Here is an 18,174-nt window from a genome sequence, read left to right as displayed (position 1 = left end):
AACTTTAAGAAATTTAATCAGGTATGATAAAATAACAGTAATCAAATCATAGTAAATGGGGAATAATAATGAGTTTTACAATCTACTTGACTCGGCATGGGCAAACAATTTTAAACAAATACCGCCGTTTCCAGGGATGGTGTGATGCACCGTTAACTGATCAAGGAATTGAAGATGCAAAAAAAGCTGGTCAACGACTTAAAGATGTTCAGTTTGACTTCGCTTACAGCAGTGATTCGCCTCGTGCAATTCAAACCCGCGATATGATCATTGCTGAGAATCAATTTAAAGCACCTGAAACGCACGAACTCCCCAACTTCCGGGAACAATTCTTTGGCTACTTTGAAGGCGCTGATTCCGGTCATATTTGGACAATGGTGGGCATTCCGCACGGGTGCAAAACATATTACGAAATCTTAGATAAAATGGGAGCCGCTGCAACCCGTGATCTTCTTCACGAAGCTGATCCATGGGGCGATGCCGAGGATGATCAAACTTACTGGAACCGGATTGCAGCCGGGTTCGAGTACCTTAAAGAACATCATGGCAACGGAGAGACATTGCTTCTTGTAAGTCATAGTTTGACGATTCGGACGATCGTTGACCACTTTGCACCGAAATATAGCGCCACTGTCAACGGCCCGAAAAACGGATCAGTAACCAAACTGGTTGTCGATGATCATGGCAAAATTTCAGTTGAATATTATAATCATTACTAAAAGAAGCACGCGATCGCGTGCTTCTTTTCTTTACCACCGAACCGAAATTCGCTGGTTTTCATGTTTATCGTTTTCAATTTCATCAACTAATGCCCGTGCGAAATCAGCATAACTGATTTCGCTCTTGCCATCTTTATCAAACGATAAATTATCGCCCGTCACAATTACATAATGTCCTTGTGATTCATCAGTTGGTTTAAAGTTAACCGCCGGACTTACATACGTCCATCTCAAATCTTTACTTATCCGCAAATTGTCAAAAGCAACACTCATCGCCTTTGCTACCGGCCGTGCCTCTTCAGGAAAGTCTTTCGTATCTACTAGTTGCATGTTCGTTTCTGAATCAGCAATCAAACTACCCGCTCCGCCGACTACAATTAACCGAATATCTGTTTTTTGTAAAATCGAAATTAAATGTTGCATTGATGAAACATGGAGACCGACATCACCTGCATCCCAAACTCCAAAAGCATCAACAACCACATCAAAATCTTTTACATCATCAGTTGTTAAATCAAACAGATCCTTTAGTAACACATTTTGAGCTGCGGTTTGATTTTCATGCCGAACAATTGCAGTCACATCAAATCCTTCTTCGACGCACCGTTTAACGACTCGCCGGCCAGCCCGTCCATTGGCAGCAATAACTCCAACTTTCATCTTTTTTCCTCTTTTCATTGATATCTATACCAACTATTCTAACTGATATCACTAAATAATGAAAAGGTAAATTAATTTATTAGTTAATAAAAAGACTAGGCAAACCTAGTCTTTTTATCAATTATTTAACTTCGTTTGCAATTGCTTGTTCAACTGCATTCTTTTCGGCTTCAACCAAATCAACTTTTCCTTTGATCAAGTTAACGTCCATTTCAATTTCACGTCTTAACCCTGGAGTGTCCAGTTTTGGTTCGTAGAATGCCTTGAATTCATCATACCGTTGCTTGGTATAGAAGGTATTGGCCGTAACAGTTACGTAAGTATGAAATTCCATGTCGCCACCTAATATATCGATCAACCAATTCCAATTATCACGCATCCAATCCCAGGTAGCTTGTTGAGCTTCGCTGTTACCAAGCAATCCAACATACCATTCACGCAGATCTTGCGGTTTGATTGTGTCAGCATCCTTAAAGCATTTAAGAATTTCTTGAATTGCAGCTTTATTTGAAGTTGCCGTCAATGCTGTACTTAAGTCACGTTGATAAATTCCGTCACTTGTCTTCCGGTATTCGTTCAACAATGTCTTGATCAAATCTTCGTTACCATAATTTGCAACTTCACTCATCATAACATATGGCCGCACGCTTGCTGGAATCGTTGCAATCTGATCTTTATGAGCTTCAAACATTGCGTGAGCATCCTTGATGGCCTTTTCATTCTTAGCATACAAAGCCGCCTTAACGATGGTTGGCCGGCCTAATACGGCATCATTATCATCGTCATCTTTTGATTCGATTCCAAGAGCTGCATATTTATCAGCACTTAACTCATTAAATAATGTCCGCAAGTTCTTTTCGTCTTCTGAACCTGGTTTAACGAATTTCTTCAAATCATCAGCAATTTCAAATAATGCGTCATTTACAATGTATGATTTATTCTTTGTAAAGTGGCTCATTAATGGTACAAGAGCTGAGTATGAAATTTCACGACCCTTAGCCAACAAATGCATGTCTTGTAATAATTCGCGTTGACTGATTGCATCTAAGTCATCAACATGGTCAAGAATATCATTCAACAACATTTCATCGTATTTAACGATGAAGTGTGAGTTGTTACCAACATTCAAAACAAATGGCTTATTACCGTTCTTTTGCTTCAATTCAGCATAGTTTCCAAGATCAAGGGTTTGATCCTTCATTAATTCTGGGACAGTTTCATAGTTGCTGTTCAACGGAATTTGCCATTGCCGGCATTCATCCTTGCCTTCACCGATGAAGAATTGTTTTTGTGATAATTGAAGGTTGCCATCAACGATCTTAGCCGTTACAACTGGATAACCTGGTTGGTTTAACCATGATTTCATGACTGCACTGACGTCCATTCCAGAAGCATCGCCAAGCGCCTTCCATAAGTCATCACCAACCGCATTGCCGTACTTATGAGCATCAAAATAATTCTTCAAGCCCTTCCGCAATGCGTCGTCACCAATCATTGAACGAACCATCACTAACATCCGTGAACCTTTAGCATACACGATTGCGCCATCAAAAATTGCGTCAATGTCAGCTGGATCTTCAACTTCAACGTGAACGGGTTGAACGCCATCAATTGCATCCCGGTTCAATGCCATTGGAACTTCTTTTTCTTGGAAGACTTCCCACATGTGCCATTCAGGATGAATTGCATCGCTTGAAACATATTCCATCATGTTGGCGAAACTTTCATTCAACCATAAATCGTCCCACCACTTCATTGTAACTAGATCACCGAACCATTGGTGAGCTAATTCGTGGGTAATATCCGTTGCGTTGTGTTGCTTAACACTTAATGAAGCATTCTTTGGATCCAATGTTAAGAAAGCTTCCCGGTATGTGATCAAGCCCCAGTTTTCCATCGCACCGGCTGAAAAGTCTGGTAAACCTAATTGCCATGAATGCGGGAGCGGATATGGTGTTTCATAGTACTTTTCATAAAATTCAAGGGCATTCTTTGTGATGTCCAATGCAAAATCAAGTTCGTCTTCCTTGTGAGCTGGTGAAGCATAAACTCCGATCTTAATTCCATCATCGGTCTTCGTGTGTTTGCTTACCATTTCACCAAATGCAAAGGCGATCAAGTAGGATGACATCCGCTTTGTAGTTTCAAAGTAATGAATTCCGTCTTTGCATTCCTTTTCAGGCATATTAGCTAAAATTGTTTCGCCTGGTTTTTCATCATACTTGATTGCCAAATTCCAAGTTGCCTTTGCTTCCGGTTCATCAATACATGGAAATGCTTGCCGGGCAGCTGTACTTTCAAATTGAGTCCCGATAATTTGCTTCTTTTCACCATTAACTTCGTAATACGACGGATAAATTCCCATCATTGTGTCCGTTAATTGTGCGTCAAATTCAATTTCAACCGTTGTTTCGCCAGTTTTGCTATCGTTAACTTCAACAGTCTCGGCTTGATCGTCAACCTTAAAATCAACTGCTTCGTTGTCTACCTTAACGGCTGTAATATTCAAAAACTTCTCATTAAACTTGATATTCGGTTTAACCGCTTCGCCTTTCATGGTTACTTTTCCATTGAACGTCTTTGTTTCACGGTTAATATCAAGATAAACATCATAATGAACTGGTTTGAATAGGTCGTATAAATGTTCTTTTTTTGTCATTTAATCACCTCATCGATATGTAAACTGAGTATTTCACCAACTACTTTGAGTATATGCCACATCAAAATATTTTTAAAGAAAATATTATAGGCTTCAATTTTTACAATAATCAATTGTAAAGGTTTTTACATTATACTATTTAAAACTTTTCCGTGAAGGGGATTATAATTCTTAAAAAAAGACTAAATAATTTCGAAATTTAACTTTCATGAATTGTGTTATATTATATTGTACATGAGAGAATTATGAGGGAGACATGATGTCATAAGTTTTACTAAAAATAAAACTTTTATAAAGCAATGAAAAAGAAAAAAATTATTTACGGAATCAGACAAATTTTTCTTGGGATTGCCTTTATCATTGGCCTGGTTTTACTTTTTAATAAACCAATCACAAATTATTTAATCGAAAATTATCATCCGGTAATTTTTAGCGATGAAATTCAAACTAAAAAAAATGCCAAGGTACCATATGACTGGGCAAGCGTTAAACCATTAAATCTTTTTTCCGTTGTCAAAGCACGCGCGTATCATCCACAAATCAAAGTTATTGGCGGAATTTACAATCAAAAACTTGGTTTAAATGTTCCAATTGTAAACGGTGTTGACCAAACAATTTATTCATTATGTGCTGGTGCCCTTGAACCTAATGAGAAAATGGGACAAGGTAACTATTCAATTGCCGCCCATAATGTTTCATCAAGTAGGGACGCATTGTTTGCCCCTATCTACCAAAAAGCCAAAGTTGGCGACACGTTAAACATCACTAATTTTCATAAGGTATATACTTACAAGATTTATACCAAAGCTCGAATTTCACAACATAATAATACCGTTCTTGAAGACTCCAGCCAGCCGAGCCTGACCCTTATTACATGTGAAAACGCTAGTCACAGCCAAAGTACATCACAACGTTTTGTTTATCAAGCAAAATTAACTAAAACAAGTAACTATAGTGATATTTCAACTTCGACTAAGGCGTTCTTAAATGAAAAATATTCACTCAAATCATCGAAATGGAATATGATTTATTTGCATATGTTAAGTCCAGAAAATTATCAAATAACAACTAAATCTGAGCGGGCACATTAGGCCCGTTTTCGTATATAACTAAAATATTTTTAAACATTAAGGAGGAATTTTTTTATGATTGGAGGATTTGAGCTTCATTATCCTGTTGTCATGTCTTTTTTCTGGGTAATTGGCGCAATTTTCTTTAACTACTGTGAACGAACCTTTACTAAATTACGTTTAAAGCGAAAAGATAATGGACCTTCGGTTGAAGTTTTTATGTCATGTTATAACGAAGAAGCCGTACTTGAACGTTCAATTGACTCCTTAGAACAAATCACCTATCAAAACTACCGTGTAATTTTGATTGATGATAAAAGTTCAGATAACACTCTTCAAATTATGCATACCCTTGCTAAAAAATACTCAAACATTGAAATCAAAGCGCAGAAAAAAAATATGGGGAAAGCAGCTGCTTTAAACCGTGCTTTAAGTGAAAGCAAAGCCGATTATATTCTATGTGTTGATGCTGACACAATTTTTAAAAAAGATTCCCTTAGTTACCTTGTAGCTGCCCTTTCTGCCGACCAACGTATTGCTGCAGTAACTGGGCGGCCAATTGTTAAAAATGTTTCAACATTAATTGGAAAGTTTCAATTCCTTGAGTATATTCTTAACATTGATATGATTAAACGTTCGCAGTCTTTTTTTCTAGGTCATATTATGACGGTTTCCGGTGTATTGACCCTTTTTAGACGTTCCGCTTTAGAAGATGTCGGTGGCTGGAGCACCCAAGCTATGACCGAAGATATTGACGTAACATGGCGTTTATATGATAAAGGTTACTATTGCACATACCAGCCACGTGCTTTATGTCAGATTTATGTTCCCGAAACCGTTCGCGGATTTGTTAAACAACGAATTCGTTGGGGGCGTGGCGGACTTGAAGTTTTACGGAACCATTTTAAGATGATTCCGCGCCTTTCTTGGGGACAGCGTTTTTTGGCATTGGATATGTGCTGTAGTTACACTTGGGTCTTTTTAGTATCATTTGCAATTCCTAAAATCTTTTTCGAATTTATTCTCATGAAGAATCTTCGAATTAATCTTGGAGCGCTAGTAACTTATTATGGTGTAACATTACTTTTTTATGGTTTCTCTAAACTTTTTAATTGGAAAAACAGTTACATTCAATATAGAAATTATTGGCTTTATCTTCCGTTCTTCTTTTACACTTACTGGCTGAACAATATTGTCGTAGTCTTTGCCGCTTTTTATCATCTATTTGATTCTGTAAAATTTGCTGCTTGGGGTGCATCTGATCGGGGGAAAATTAAATAATGAAAATATTAAAAAAATTATTTGAATTTATGTATTACATTATTGGCAATCTCATTCAAATTTTTATTTTTGTCATTTTCTTTGATTTTCTAAGCCGTCGTTTTAAAGAATGGATGATTGATTTCTATGTTGCAACCAGTTGCAACTATGATACCTTTGATAAGATGTTTGCCTTATTAGCAATTTCTTCAATCATCATTCTTGGCCTTGGAATCGCACGGTCTATTTGGTTTAAATTTTGCTACTTAAAAAAAACAGGGCAACTAACTAAAAAAGAAAGAGTAAATAAATGAAAAAGATTGGACAATTTATTCAACATTTTTGGCATTGGATTTTTATTATTTTATGCTTAATCATTATTGGCGGATCCTTCTATTCAGAACATCTTGACCAAGTTAAACAACAGCATGAAGCACGAGAAGTTAGTAGCGGGCAAATATCAAATCAACAACTTCATGAAAATGGAATTTTAATTTTATGCTACCACCGTGTAGTTAATAACCATACTTTCTCAAGTCGATTTGCTCTCACGCTTTCAAATAATGATCAATTACACGAGTATAGTATGCCGGTTGATAAATTAGCATACCAAATTCATTATTTAAAAGATCATGGAGTCCGTATTATTCCAATAAGCACAGCTGTTAAATTAATTAAAGAAAATAAGCCCTTAAAGCATAAATATGTTGTTTTAACTTTTGACGATGTTGATTCAACCCTGACTTCAAATGTATACCCATTGTTTAAAAAATTAGGAAATATTCCGTATACAGCATTTATTGTTACAAGTAATACTGGACGCTACGATAACGGGACCCGGCTTGCAACCTGGAAACAACTACATAAAGTCCTTAAAAGTCCAAACGTTACGATTGGAGTACACACTAACAATATGCACTATCTGATCGATAACAAACCTGCTTTAAAATATGCTCGGAATTATCCCCGCTTTAAGAAAGACTATCAAAAATCAGAAAAAATTATTAAAAAGAAGATTGGGCATCGAACCCCTTATTTTGCCTATCCATATGGGGAAGGTACCAAACGTGAACAAAAATATCTTGCAGATCATGACATGGTCACTTTCTCTCTTGATAACGGAATCGTTACCCCTGGTTATGATTTACGTCAGCCCCTTCCGCGAACAATGGTTGATGAGCATTCCTGGAATAACGTTATTAAAAAGTGGGTAAATGCTAGTGTAGAAAATTAAAAAATAAGCTTGACGCAGTTATGGTCAAGCTTATTTTTTTATTTATTTTCCCGTTTCATTCGTGCTTTTTTCCGTTCATGACGGACCAGTGCTTCTTGTTCCTCTATTTTTAAATATTCATCGCGATTAAGCTTTCCTGGGTTTAATTCTTGAATCTTTCCTGTTGTATCATAAACAACCCATTCGCAAAGGTTAACAATATGATCACCAATTCGTTCCAAGATCCGTGCAACCATTAAATAACTCATTGCCGCCACGGCGGTATCCGTTTCACGTTTCATGATTTCAACAATCATTTGATAGATATGATAATATTGCTGATCAATTTCCGGATCCAATGCCGCAATCTTCCGGGCTTCAGCTTCATTATCCCGAATCGATGCATCCAGTGACTGTTCAAGCATATTGCGAATATCCGCCGTTAAACTTGAAATCAACTCTTCGATTTCCGGAATCCGGTTATTACCTTTTAACCGAATCGTTTCCCGGGCAATAATAATTGCGTGATCGCCAATCCGTTCCAAATCAGAACTGGCTTTTAAAATACTAATAATTTTCCGAAATTCATGGGCAACTGGCTGTTGCAATGCAATTAAATTCAATGCCCGTTCTTCAAGTGAAATTTCATTATTATTAATCGTTTCATCACGCTCAATGATTTTTTCTGCAAGTTGTTGATCATGCTCAATAAATGATTTTGTAGCCTGATAAATTTGCTCGCTAATGTCAATTCCCATTTCATTAAAACGGCCGTTAAGTTTTTTCATTTCGTCTTTGAAAATTTCTTTTACCATTTCTTTTTTCCTCCTTACCCAAATCGTCCATTAAGATAGTCATCTGTTAATTTTTCTTTAGGGGTTAAAAATAGTTCTTTCGTCTTTCCATATTCTATCAAATCGCCGTTTAAAAAAAAGGCCGTATTATCAGAAATTCGTGATGCTTGTTGCATGTTATGAGTCACGATAATGATTGTATAATCTTTTTTTAACTCAACCAATGTATCTTCAATTTTAGCATTTGAGACTGGATCAAGAGCGCTCGTTGGCTCGTCCATCAAAATAATTTTAGGCTGAACTGCTAAAACACGTGCAATACAAATCCGTTGCTGCTGTCCTCCAGAAAATGCCAATGCATCTTTTTTCAAATTATCTTTAACTTCATCCCATACAGCTGCTTTCTTTAAACTTTCCTCAACAATTTGGTCAATCAAATGCTTATCCTTGATGCCTTTTAATTTCAATCCAAAAGCAATATTATCATAAACTGATAGCGGAAATGGATTAGGTTGTTGAAATACCATCCCAACTTCTTTTCGAAGTTCGACAACATCCATTCGTGGACTATAAATATCCTTACCCTGAAGCTTAAAGCTGCCGGTGATTGTCACATTTTCAATTAAATCATTCATTCGATTTAAACATCTTAAAAAAGTTGATTTCCCACATCCTGAAGGTCCAATCAAGGCTGTAATTTGTTTTTCATTAAACCCAATATCAAATCCGTGAAGCGCTTCTTTTTTTCCATAATATAAATGAACCTTTTCTACTGTCATAATTTGTGTCATTCGATTCACTCCTTAGCCAAAATTTCCTGAAACATAATCTTCGGTCATCTGAATACGTGGTGCGGTAAAAATTCGTGAAGTTTTATCAAATTCAACAATCTGACCTAAATTAAAGAATGCAGTATAATCACTGCTTCGTGATGCTTGCTGCATATTATGCGTTACAATAATAATTGTGTATTTTTGTTTCAGTTCTTGAAGAGTGTCCTCAACTTTACGAGTCGAAATGGGATCAAGTCCACTCGTCGGTTCATCAAGTAATAAAATATCCGGTTCCATTGCAATTGCCCGAGCAATACACAGTCGTTGTTGTTGTCCTCCTGAAAGCTGCTTCCCATTTTTATCAAGTGAATCTTTGACTTCATCCCATAAAGCAACCGCCTTAAGACTTTGCTCAACTTTTTGATCTAAAACTGAGTGTTTTCTAATTCCGTGATATTTAAGTGCATATGTAATGTTTTCGCGAATTGATTTATAAAATGGGTTCGGATGTTGAAATACCATTCCAATCCGTTTACGTAATTCATAAATATTGATATCATCATTGTTAATATCTAATCCATGATACATAATTTGACCTTCAACCCTGGCAATGCCGTCATTCATTCGATTCAATGAACGTAAAAATGTCGACTTTCCACATCCAGATGGGCCAATCAAGGCTGTAATTTGATGTTGCGGGAATTCAATTGTTCCCTCCGCAAAAGCCTTTTTTTCTCCATAAAAAACTGCCAAATCTTTAGTTTTCAACGCAATTTTTTGATTAATTTTCTTAATATATTTTTCTGTTATTTCCATCATTACCGTTCCTTATCCGTTGCCGTTAGTTTTCGATAAACTACATTACCAAGCCAGCGTGCCCCTAAGTTAAAACCTAAAATAACAATAATCAATACTGCTGCCGAGCCGCTTGAAACTTGATGCGCATCAGGCAAAATAGATTCAGTATTAACCTTCCAAATATGCACTGCTAATGTTTCAGCTGGTCGGAAAACATTTAATGGACTAGTTGACGAAAATGGATTCCAGTTTGCATAATTAACTACTGAATCACTTTGTCCTGCCGTAAAAATTAAGGCTGCTGCTTCCCCAAAAATTCGCCCGGCACTTAAAATCACTCCAGTTAAAATTTTAGGTAAGGCACATGGGAAAACAATTCCCATAATTGTTTTCCACTTTGAAATTCCAAGTGCAACTCCCGCTTGCCGTTGTTCAAGCGGAACTGCCCGAAATGCATCTTCAATACTACGCGTTAATAATGGTAGATTAAAAAATGTCAGTGTAATTGCTCCGGAAATAATCGAAAAACCAATTTGAAACTTAATTACAAATAGTAAATATCCAAATAATCCAACTACAATTGAGGGTAATGAACTTAACAACTCAATGATTGTTCGTAAAAGATTTGTAAACCAACTGTCTTTAGCATATTCGGCCAAATAGATTCCCACTCCCAATGCAATCGGAAACGAAATTAACGTTGTCAAAATCAAGATATATACCGAATTAAAAATTTGATCCCGAATTCCACCGCCTGCCGCAAATGATTGACTTACACTTGTAAGGAAATGCCATGACATTCCTGGCAAGCCAGTAACTAAAATATAGCCAATTAAGAACAATAAAAGTAAAATTAATAATCCAACCGATCCGTAAATAATATTTTTAGCAATCTGATTAGTTTTTTTAGGATTCATTACTTAATTGCTCCTTTCCGGGTAATTACTCTGATTAATAAATTGAAAATTAATGACATTAATAGTAATACCAATGCTAAAGACCATAATGCGTTATTTGATACGGTTCCTAGAACTGTATTCCCCATTTGACTTGTTAATTGACTCGTTAATGTTGCCGTTGGCGTTCCCAATCCTTTAGGCATTAAAACGGCGTTGCCGATTACCATTTGAACTGCAAGCGCCTCACCAAAGGCCCTGGTCATTCCGAAAATAACGGCGGTCAGAATTCCTGGAAGGGCTGCTCGTAAAACGATTTTATAAATTGCTTGCCATTTTGTAGCTCCTAATGCTAAGGCTGCTTGCCGATAATTAACTGGAATGGCTTTTAAACTATCAGCTGTTAATGAAATTACCGTTGGTAAAATCATTACAAATAAAACCAATGTTCCCGCTAAAATTCCAAAACCGGTTCCACCAATCAATTTACGCACTAATGGCACAACGACCATTAACCCGATATAGCCATATACAACGGATGGAATCCCGACAAGGAGCTCAATGACAGCCCGTAATGCCTTTGTTCCTTTACGTGGTGCATATTCAGTCATAAAAATTGCCACCCCGATTGCAAAAGGGGTTGCAATTAAAGCCGCTAGAATCGTCACTAAAAATGACGTTACAATCATTGGTAAGGCTCCAATTTGATGATGGTTGGGATTCCATTGCTTCCCCGTTAAAAATTCAACGATGCTTAAATGATCTTGTGTAAAAGTTGCTATTCCTTTATTCATAATAAAATAAAGAATTGAAATAATTAGAACAACGATCAAGCCCAAACAAGCATAACATAAAATTTTTCCTCGCCGATCTTCAGATATTTGCTTTGATTTACTCGTCAATTTTTGTTTAATCTCATCCATTATTGCCCCTCCTTTATTGGCGTAACTTTACCACTAATCGTCTTTTGAACTTGCATATCATGGATACTGATATATCTCATTTCCTTAATCATTTTATGTTGAACAGGAGTTGAAAGCATATATTTCAAAAACTTCTTTGTTTCACCCGTCGGCTGTCCCTTAGTATACATGTGTTCATATGACCAGATTTTCCATTTATTCGTTGCGACATTTTGGGTTGTAGGCTGAACTCCATCAATTTTTAATGGATGAATTCCTTGACTTCGAAGGTATGCAAACGAAATATAACTGATTGCTCCTGGAGTATTTGCAACGATCTGCTGAACCGTTCCATTTGAATCTTGTTCCTGGGCATTCATCATTTCCCAACCGTTCATTACGTCACTTTCAAAAGTAACTCGTGTTCCACTTCCTTTTGAACGATTAATAACCACGATTTTTTGATTTTGTCCGCCAAGTTGCTTCCAATTAGTAATTTGACCTTCAAAAATTTCGCGAAGTTGCTGCATTGTAATATTTTTAACTTTTACTTTCTGATTTACAATGGGCGCAATTCCTGCAACCGCCACCTTATGATCAACTAATTCATTTGCTCGAATTCCGTTTTGCTGCTGTGCAAAAACATCTGAGTCACCAATTTGAACCGCTCCTTCTTGAACCTGGCTTAATCCGGTTCCGGAGCCACCTCCTTGAACAGTAATATTACCGCCATGTTCTTTTTGATATTCCGTTGCAGCTTTTTCAACTAGTGGTTGTAATGCAGTTGAACCCACAACGGTAATTTTATTCTGGGTTTGATTTCCGCATCCGCCTACAAAACCAACTATCATGCACAACATTATGATTATGATTGTCTTTTTCTTCATAATGACGCTCCTTTTACACTACTCATTGCACTTTATAAATTACTAATAATATGTAAACTTTTAATCTGATATTTGTAAATCGAATGTAAATTTTGTGTAAAAGGAAATTTACTAAGCCAACTAGACTGTACTTTAATATGCTATGAATTAAACTATGGGTTACGCCTAAATAAGCTATACTTATAACAAGTACAGCTTTTGTTTTAACTAAAGATTAATTTATATTTTAAAAAACGAACTTTTCAAAATACTTATTTTTTAGAAGTTACGATTCCATTTTCAGCTTTTTGAACTTTCATATCATGAATACTAATATATTTTGTTTCTTTAACTAGTTTATCTTGAACATGATTGCTCATCATATATTTTAAAAATAATTTTGTCGCCCCTGTCGGCTTTCCCTTAGTGTACATATGTTCATATGACCAAATTTTCCATTTATTTGTTTCAACATTTTGATTGGTTGGTCGAACTCCATCTATATTTAATGCCCGGATTCCTTCTTTATTAAGATATGAAAATGCAATATAGCTAATTGCCCCTGGAGTTTTTGCAACAATTTTTTGAACTGTTCCATTTGAATCTTGTTCTTGACTACTTACAGTCGGCTTGCCATTCAAAACAACGGATTCAAACGTTGCTCTTGTCCCACTCCCCTTAGCTCGATTAACAATAACTATTTTTTGATCTTGACCACCTACTTGCTTCCAATTAGTAATTTTTCCTGTAAAAATATCCTGCAGTTGATGCATGGTTAAGTTTTTTACGTTTACATCTTGATTAACGATTGGAGCCATTCCTACAACGGCTACCTTATGGTCAACAAGTTTTTTTGCATCAATTCCTTTTTGTTGACTTGCAAAAATATCTGAATTCCCAATTTGAACTGCACCTTCTTGAACTTGACCTAAACCTGTTCCGGAGCCACCTCCTTGAACTGTTATGTTTCCTCCATTATTATTTGTATATTCATCAGCTGCCTTTTCTACCAGTGGTTGCAATGCCGTTGAGCCTACAATTGTAACTTTCTCATTTGACTTTGCAGTTTTTTGACTATTACTTCCACATCCTCCAAGGATGCCTCCAGTAAATACAAGAACTGTAATGAGTGATAACAATTTCCTTCTTTTCATTTTACATATCTCCTTTCCTACACTGTTACCTTATTCTTAAAACGTAAATTTCAATTCGATTTAATGTAAAACCGATGTAAATAAAAGACGTCAATGTAAAATATTCATGAATTTATTATTTTTTTATATATTTTTCAAAAAATTATCCCTTTTCATTTATAATTAATAGTAAATGAGTTATTCGAGGTGATTTTATGGAAGACCGGTTGATACTAATTACCAAAAAGATTTCATTATTTATGAAGTTAAATACCTATTGTAATGATCATGGATGGATGGTTTACAATACGACTGAACCTGAAGAATCATTGGATTTTATTAATCATCGACATGTTGCTGGAATTATTTGGGACTTAGATGCGGCTTCGCCTGAAATTACCCTCTCATTAATAAAAAAAATTCGGACACAATTTAATAAACCAATCTTAACGTTAGCTGCTAATAAAAATTTTGACTATGAAATGAAGCTTTTTGCCTTACATATTGATGATTATATTGTTGAGCCTTATGAATATGAAGAGGTCATTGTCAGAATGCAGCAGCGACTTTGGGGAAGAACAATTCAAACACCCAAACAACCGCCCGAACTAATTGACCAAGAAGTAACTGTCAATGATGAATTATTTGCAGAATATATTACGGCGGAAAATCTTTCTCCTCATCAACATCACCATAAACACCAACATTTTCAACTTGATGATCTTTTATTGGACATTGACCATTATCGTGTTCTAAAAGATAATGAAGATCTTGGACTAACACCTAAAGAATTCAAGCTTCTTTACTTTCTTATAAAAAACAAAGGTCAGGTTATTTCACGCGAACAACTTTTACGTGGCGTATGGGATTATAATGATGATCTAGGCACCTCACGAATCGTTGATATCCATATCAGTCACCTTCGTGATAAAATTGAACCAGACCCTCATCATCCTAAATACATTAAAACTGTACGTGGATTTGGATACACCTTTGAAGGTCAGGGATTAAAAATTGTTAAGGATAATAAATAAGCTGTGCTTAAACTTAAGCACAGCTTTTGTTTCATGTGAAACTTGTTTTTAATCTGTAAATTTAACGGCCGTTCCGTATGCTACAACGGATTGCATATCGCCGCCGATTGAACCGGAATCAAAACGCATCATGACAACTGCATCGGCATCAACATCAATTGCTTCCTGCTTTAGCCGCTCAATCGCTTTTTCTCGTGATTCATGTAGCATACGCGTGTATGCCTTAATTTCACCACCAACAATGTTTTTCATGCTGGCACCAAAATTACTGAACATATTTTTCGATTGGGTCGTCACTCCAAAGACTTCCCCAATAACTTCATATGAACGTCCTGGAATATTTTCCGTTGTTGAAATTAAAATCTCTTTGCTCATTCTTTTTCCTCCTCTAAAAGTTGATTCAATTTTACCAGATGGAATGTCAAATTGCACGCTAATTTTTTCAGAAAATCCGGCGATTTTCACGTTGCTTTTCACAAAGGAAGCCCGTCAATTTGAAATTTAATTTTTATTTTCGTATAAAAAACTCCGCAGACTGAACTGCGGAGAAAAAAGGAGTATATTTTATGAAATCTCAAAGGGGAAGCTTGAGTTTCATGATTTGTAATCAACTACTTTTCAGGGGAGAAAAAGTAATGAAAATGTTTCGGCCTTTTCTATCAGGCTATGAATATAATTTACAACCAAATTATGAATTTTTTGTGAAGATTACGTCGCATAATGTCTATTAAAGTTTAAGATTTTATTAAGAAGGTGGATTTTCAATCTCTTTTTTAATTTTTCAATAACTTACATCCTTAATTTTGTGATTGTAAATCATTTCACTTTTAATTTAATCCACGCCTTCCATCAATGCATGAATCTTCTTTACAAAAAATACCAAGATAATCCCAAAGATAATGCTTACTGCCCCGATTGCAAGGAAGTATGGAACTTCGGTTGCTGATGAGTAGTATTTAACGATCTGAGAGTTAATTGCTTGCCCAGCCGCATCCGCTAAGAACCACATACTCATCATTTGAGAACGGAAAGCTTTTGGCGCTAACTTCGTTGTTACTGATAACCCGATTGGCGAAATCAGCATTTCCCCAATTTCAACAATAAACCATGAGCCAACTAACCAAAATGGACTAACACGGCCTTGTGTTCCGTCCAAAATTCCCGGAAGAGCCATCCAAACGTATGACAATCCGGCAAAAATCAATCCAGCAGCAAATTTTCCTGGAGCACTCGGCTGTTTCTTCCAATGATTCCATAACCATACAAAAAGCGGCGTTAAAATCATAATAAATAACGGGTTAAGCGTTTGAAAGTTCGAAGCTGCAAAATGCCAGCTACCAATATGTAAAACTGTTCGATTTTCAGCAAATAACGCTAAAACAACTGATCCTGACTCTTCAATTGCCCAGAAAATCGCTGCCGCAATAAATAACGGAATATATGCTCGTACTCGTGATCGTTCAACCTTCGTAACCTTCTGACTGCGAAGCATGATCACAAAGTAAACAATTGGAAGGGCAACTGCAATAACGGTGATCAATGTAATAACGTTATCGATATTCAATGCATAAAACGCAGCCATGATTCCAAGGACCACTGCAAAAACGATGATTCCAATTATTGACCCGCGAATTACAGTTTTCAAACTTTGCTGATCAATCGGATCTTTTGGATGCAAACTTGAATCAGATAAATATTTCTTTCCTTCAAAATAGTATTGGACCAACCCAACAAACATTCCAATTGCAGCTAAGGCAAATCCTGCATGGAAGTTCATATTTCCTGAATGTCCAAATAAGTTTGCCACAAATGGCACCGCCCATGGTGCAACTGCTGCTCCTAAGTTAATTCCAAAAACAAAAATGTTAAATCCTGCATCCCGGCGCCGATCGCCTTCAGAATACAGATCACCGACCATATCAGAAACATTTGGCTTCAATAACCCTGTCCCGATTACAATCAATGCAATTGAGGTATAGAGTGCAACCTGACCGAATGGGAGGGACAATGCAATATGCCCAAACATAATGAAGACTCCACCAATAAAGACTGTCTTCCGACTTCCCCAAACCCGGTCACTTAACCAGCCACCGACAACGCCGGCCATATATACAAGCGAGCCGTAAATCGCCATGATCGAAGCAGCCGTCCCCTGGTCAATTCCAAGGCCGCCTTTCGAAATGGCAAAGTACATATAAAATAGCAAAATTGCCCGCATCCCGTAGTAACTGAATCGTTCCCATACTTCAGTTGAAAACAGAGTTGCAAGCCCCCGCGGTTGTCCAAAAAATTCTTTTTGTGGTTGATCTTGTTCTTTCACATCAATTCTCCAATCTTTTCTGCCTTTTTAACAACAGTTTGTATATTTTTAATTTTACCAAAAAATTAAATTTTAACAATAGTAAAATTAAAAATAAATTAGTAAATCAGGAGAATATCCCATATTTATTGGATTTTAAAAATTAATTATTATCTAATCTTTAAGCATACAAAAAAGGCATGCCTTCTACATGCCTTTTTGCTCGCTTTTAACGAATTATTAGTCTTCAGCAACGAATGGTAATAAGCCCATGATCCGTGCACGTTTGATAGCTGTTGTAAGCTTGCGTTGGTTCTTTGCGCTTGTACCTGTTACCCGACGAGGTAAGATCTTACCACGTTCTGAAATAAAACGACGTAATAAGTCTGTATCTTTGTAGTCAATGTATTCAATGTGGTTTGCTGCGATGTAGTCTACCTTACGGCGACGACGACCGCCACGACGTTGTTGTGCCATGTTGATTTCCCTCCTTGTTAATTAGAATGGTAAATCATCATCTGAAATATCAATTGAATTTCCATTATCTGCAAATGGATCATCATTGTTTGAAGTATCCTGATCGTTATCATTTGTACTTCCTAAGTTGCCAGTTTGAACATTTCCATTGAAACTTCCACCCTGGTTTGCATTTCCACTTGGATTTGGATTACCAAATGGATTTCCGTTTCCAAATGATGAATTATTATTCATCGGAGCGCCTTGACCTTGTGCTTCTTCAGGATGTTCCCGGCGATATTGTTCTGATTGGGCCTTTGTTTCTAACAATGAGAAGTTGTCAACAACGACTTCAGTCACATATACCCGAACTCCTTGCTGGTTTTCATATGATCGCGTTTGAAGCCGACCTTCAACCGCCACCATTGAGCCTTTGTGGGTAAAGTTGGCAAAGTTTTCAGCTGCTTTCCGCCACATTACACAGTTAATGAAGTCGGCATCCCGGTCACCATTCTGATTTGTAAACGGCCGTTCAACAGCAACTGTAAAGCTTGCCACCGCAGAGCCGGATTGGGTGTAACGTAAATCAGGATTCTTTGTTAATCGACCAACGAGAACTACGCGATTAATCACGGTCATGAC

At 36.7% G+C, this 18,174-nt stretch carries 19 protein-coding genes; 6 read left to right on the top strand and 13 right to left on the bottom strand.

Annotated features, from left to right (window positions below; all coding sequences use genetic code 11):
- Positions 1-68 precede the first annotated feature (68 nt).
- Complete coding sequence (locus FC64_RS02340) at positions 69-719, top strand: histidine phosphatase family protein (protein ID WP_057906363.1); 651 nt, start codon at positions 69-71, stop codon at positions 717-719.
- Between the two features lie 30 nt (positions 720-749).
- Here the strand turns inward: FC64_RS02340 and FC64_RS02335 are convergent, their stop codons facing one another.
- Positions 750-1,379: an NAD(P)-dependent oxidoreductase gene (locus tag FC64_RS02335; protein WP_057906362.1), complete on the bottom strand. Its 630-nt coding sequence runs from the start codon at positions 1,377-1,379 to the stop codon at positions 750-752.
- 121 nt (positions 1,380-1,500) lie between these two features.
- Positions 1,501-4,038 carry a M1 family metallopeptidase gene (locus tag FC64_RS02330; protein WP_057906361.1) on the bottom strand — a complete coding sequence of 846 codons (2,538 nt, stop codon included), beginning with the start codon at positions 4,036-4,038 and terminating at the stop codon, positions 1,501-1,503.
- Between the two features lie 299 nt (positions 4,039-4,337).
- On the opposite strand from FC64_RS02330, the gene FC64_RS02325 reads away from it, so the two are divergent.
- From FC64_RS02325 to FC64_RS02310, 4 genes are read left to right on the top strand one after another with little or no spacing between them, the layout of a single operon-like run.
- Positions 4,338-5,129, top strand: coding sequence for a class A sortase (locus FC64_RS02325; protein ID WP_057906360.1), 792 nt, complete (start codon positions 4,338-4,340; stop codon positions 5,127-5,129).
- A 54-nt stretch (positions 5,130-5,183) separates the two neighbouring features.
- A complete protein-coding gene (locus FC64_RS02320) occupies positions 5,184-6,389 on the top strand; it encodes a glycosyltransferase family 2 protein (RefSeq protein ID WP_057906359.1) in 1,206 nt (401 codons plus the stop codon).
- Complete coding sequence (locus tag FC64_RS02315; protein ID WP_057906358.1) at positions 6,389-6,682, top strand: hypothetical protein; 294 nt, start codon at positions 6,389-6,391, stop codon at positions 6,680-6,682. Before FC64_RS02320 ends, FC64_RS02315 begins: the two co-directional genes overlap by 1 nt.
- Positions 6,679-7,602, top strand: a complete 924-nt coding sequence (locus FC64_RS02310; RefSeq protein WP_057906357.1) for a polysaccharide deacetylase family protein — start codon at positions 6,679-6,681, stop codon at positions 7,600-7,602. Before FC64_RS02315 ends, FC64_RS02310 begins: the two co-directional genes overlap by 4 nt.
- A gap of 38 nt (positions 7,603-7,640) precedes the next feature.
- On the opposite strand, the gene phoU is transcribed toward FC64_RS02310, so the two are convergent.
- From phoU to FC64_RS02275, 7 genes are all read right to left on the bottom strand, one after another.
- Entirely contained in the window at positions 7,641-8,396 is a 756-nt protein-coding gene (gene phoU / locus FC64_RS02305) for a phosphate signaling complex protein PhoU (RefSeq protein ID WP_057906356.1), read from the bottom strand.
- Between the two features lie 14 nt (positions 8,397-8,410).
- On the bottom strand, positions 8,411-9,166 hold the full coding sequence (gene pstB / locus FC64_RS02300) for a phosphate ABC transporter ATP-binding protein PstB (RefSeq protein ID WP_057906355.1): 756 nt from the start codon (positions 9,164-9,166) through the stop codon (positions 8,411-8,413).
- Between the two features lie 12 nt (positions 9,167-9,178).
- Complete coding sequence (gene pstB, locus FC64_RS02295; RefSeq protein WP_057906354.1) at positions 9,179-9,967, bottom strand: phosphate ABC transporter ATP-binding protein PstB; 789 nt, start codon at positions 9,965-9,967, stop codon at positions 9,179-9,181.
- Positions 9,967-10,863, bottom strand: coding sequence for a phosphate ABC transporter permease PstA (gene pstA / locus FC64_RS02290; RefSeq protein WP_057906353.1), 897 nt, complete (start codon positions 10,861-10,863; stop codon positions 9,967-9,969). Before pstA ends, pstB (FC64_RS02295) begins: the two co-directional genes overlap by 1 nt.
- A complete protein-coding gene (pstC, locus tag FC64_RS02285; RefSeq protein WP_057906352.1) occupies positions 10,863-11,765 on the bottom strand; it encodes a phosphate ABC transporter permease subunit PstC in 903 nt (300 codons plus the stop codon). Before pstC ends, pstA begins: the two co-directional genes overlap by 1 nt.
- Positions 11,765-12,631 carry a phosphate ABC transporter substrate-binding protein gene (locus FC64_RS02280; protein WP_057906351.1) on the bottom strand — a complete coding sequence of 289 codons (867 nt, stop codon included), beginning with the start codon at positions 12,629-12,631 and terminating at the stop codon, positions 11,765-11,767. Before FC64_RS02280 ends, pstC begins: the two co-directional genes overlap by 1 nt.
- A 251-nt stretch (positions 12,632-12,882) precedes the next feature.
- Positions 12,883-13,764 (bottom strand): phosphate ABC transporter substrate-binding protein, encoded by an 882-nt coding sequence (locus tag FC64_RS02275; protein WP_057906350.1) that lies wholly within the window; start codon positions 13,762-13,764, stop codon positions 12,883-12,885.
- A gap of 194 nt (positions 13,765-13,958) precedes the next feature.
- On the opposite strand from FC64_RS02275, the gene FC64_RS02270 reads away from it, so the two are divergent.
- Positions 13,959-14,777: a response regulator transcription factor gene (locus FC64_RS02270; protein WP_057906349.1), complete on the top strand. Its 819-nt coding sequence runs from the start codon at positions 13,959-13,961 to the stop codon at positions 14,775-14,777.
- A gap of 48 nt (positions 14,778-14,825) precedes the next feature.
- Here FC64_RS02270 and FC64_RS02265 read toward each other — a convergent pair whose 3' ends face one another.
- The 4 genes from FC64_RS02265 to ssb form a co-directional block, all read right to left on the bottom strand.
- Complete coding sequence (locus FC64_RS02265) at positions 14,826-15,152, bottom strand: heavy metal-binding domain-containing protein (RefSeq protein WP_057906348.1); 327 nt, start codon at positions 15,150-15,152, stop codon at positions 14,826-14,828.
- A 457-nt stretch (positions 15,153-15,609) separates the two neighbouring features.
- The gene (locus FC64_RS02260) at positions 15,610-17,097 is read right to left on the bottom strand and encodes a peptide MFS transporter (RefSeq protein ID WP_057906347.1); all 1,488 of its coding nucleotides are present in this window, start codon (positions 17,095-17,097) and stop codon (positions 15,610-15,612) included.
- A gap of 219 nt (positions 17,098-17,316) precedes the next feature.
- Entirely contained in the window at positions 17,317-17,553 is a 237-nt protein-coding gene (rpsR, locus tag FC64_RS02255; protein ID WP_057827196.1) for a 30S ribosomal protein S18, read from the bottom strand.
- 21 nt (positions 17,554-17,574) lie between these two features.
- The gene (gene ssb, locus FC64_RS02250; protein WP_057906346.1) at positions 17,575-18,165 is read right to left on the bottom strand and encodes a single-stranded DNA-binding protein; all 591 of its coding nucleotides are present in this window, start codon (positions 18,163-18,165) and stop codon (positions 17,575-17,577) included.
- Between the last annotated feature and the right edge of the window lie 9 nt (positions 18,166-18,174).

The sequence above is a fragment of the Ligilactobacillus araffinosus DSM 20653 genome, assembly GCF_001435375.1.
GTDB classification, from domain to species: Bacteria; Bacillota; Bacilli; order Lactobacillales; family Lactobacillaceae; genus Ligilactobacillus; species Ligilactobacillus araffinosus.
The sequence above is the reverse complement of the archived record's forward strand: the minus strand, read 5'-3'. Positions and strand labels throughout refer to the sequence as shown.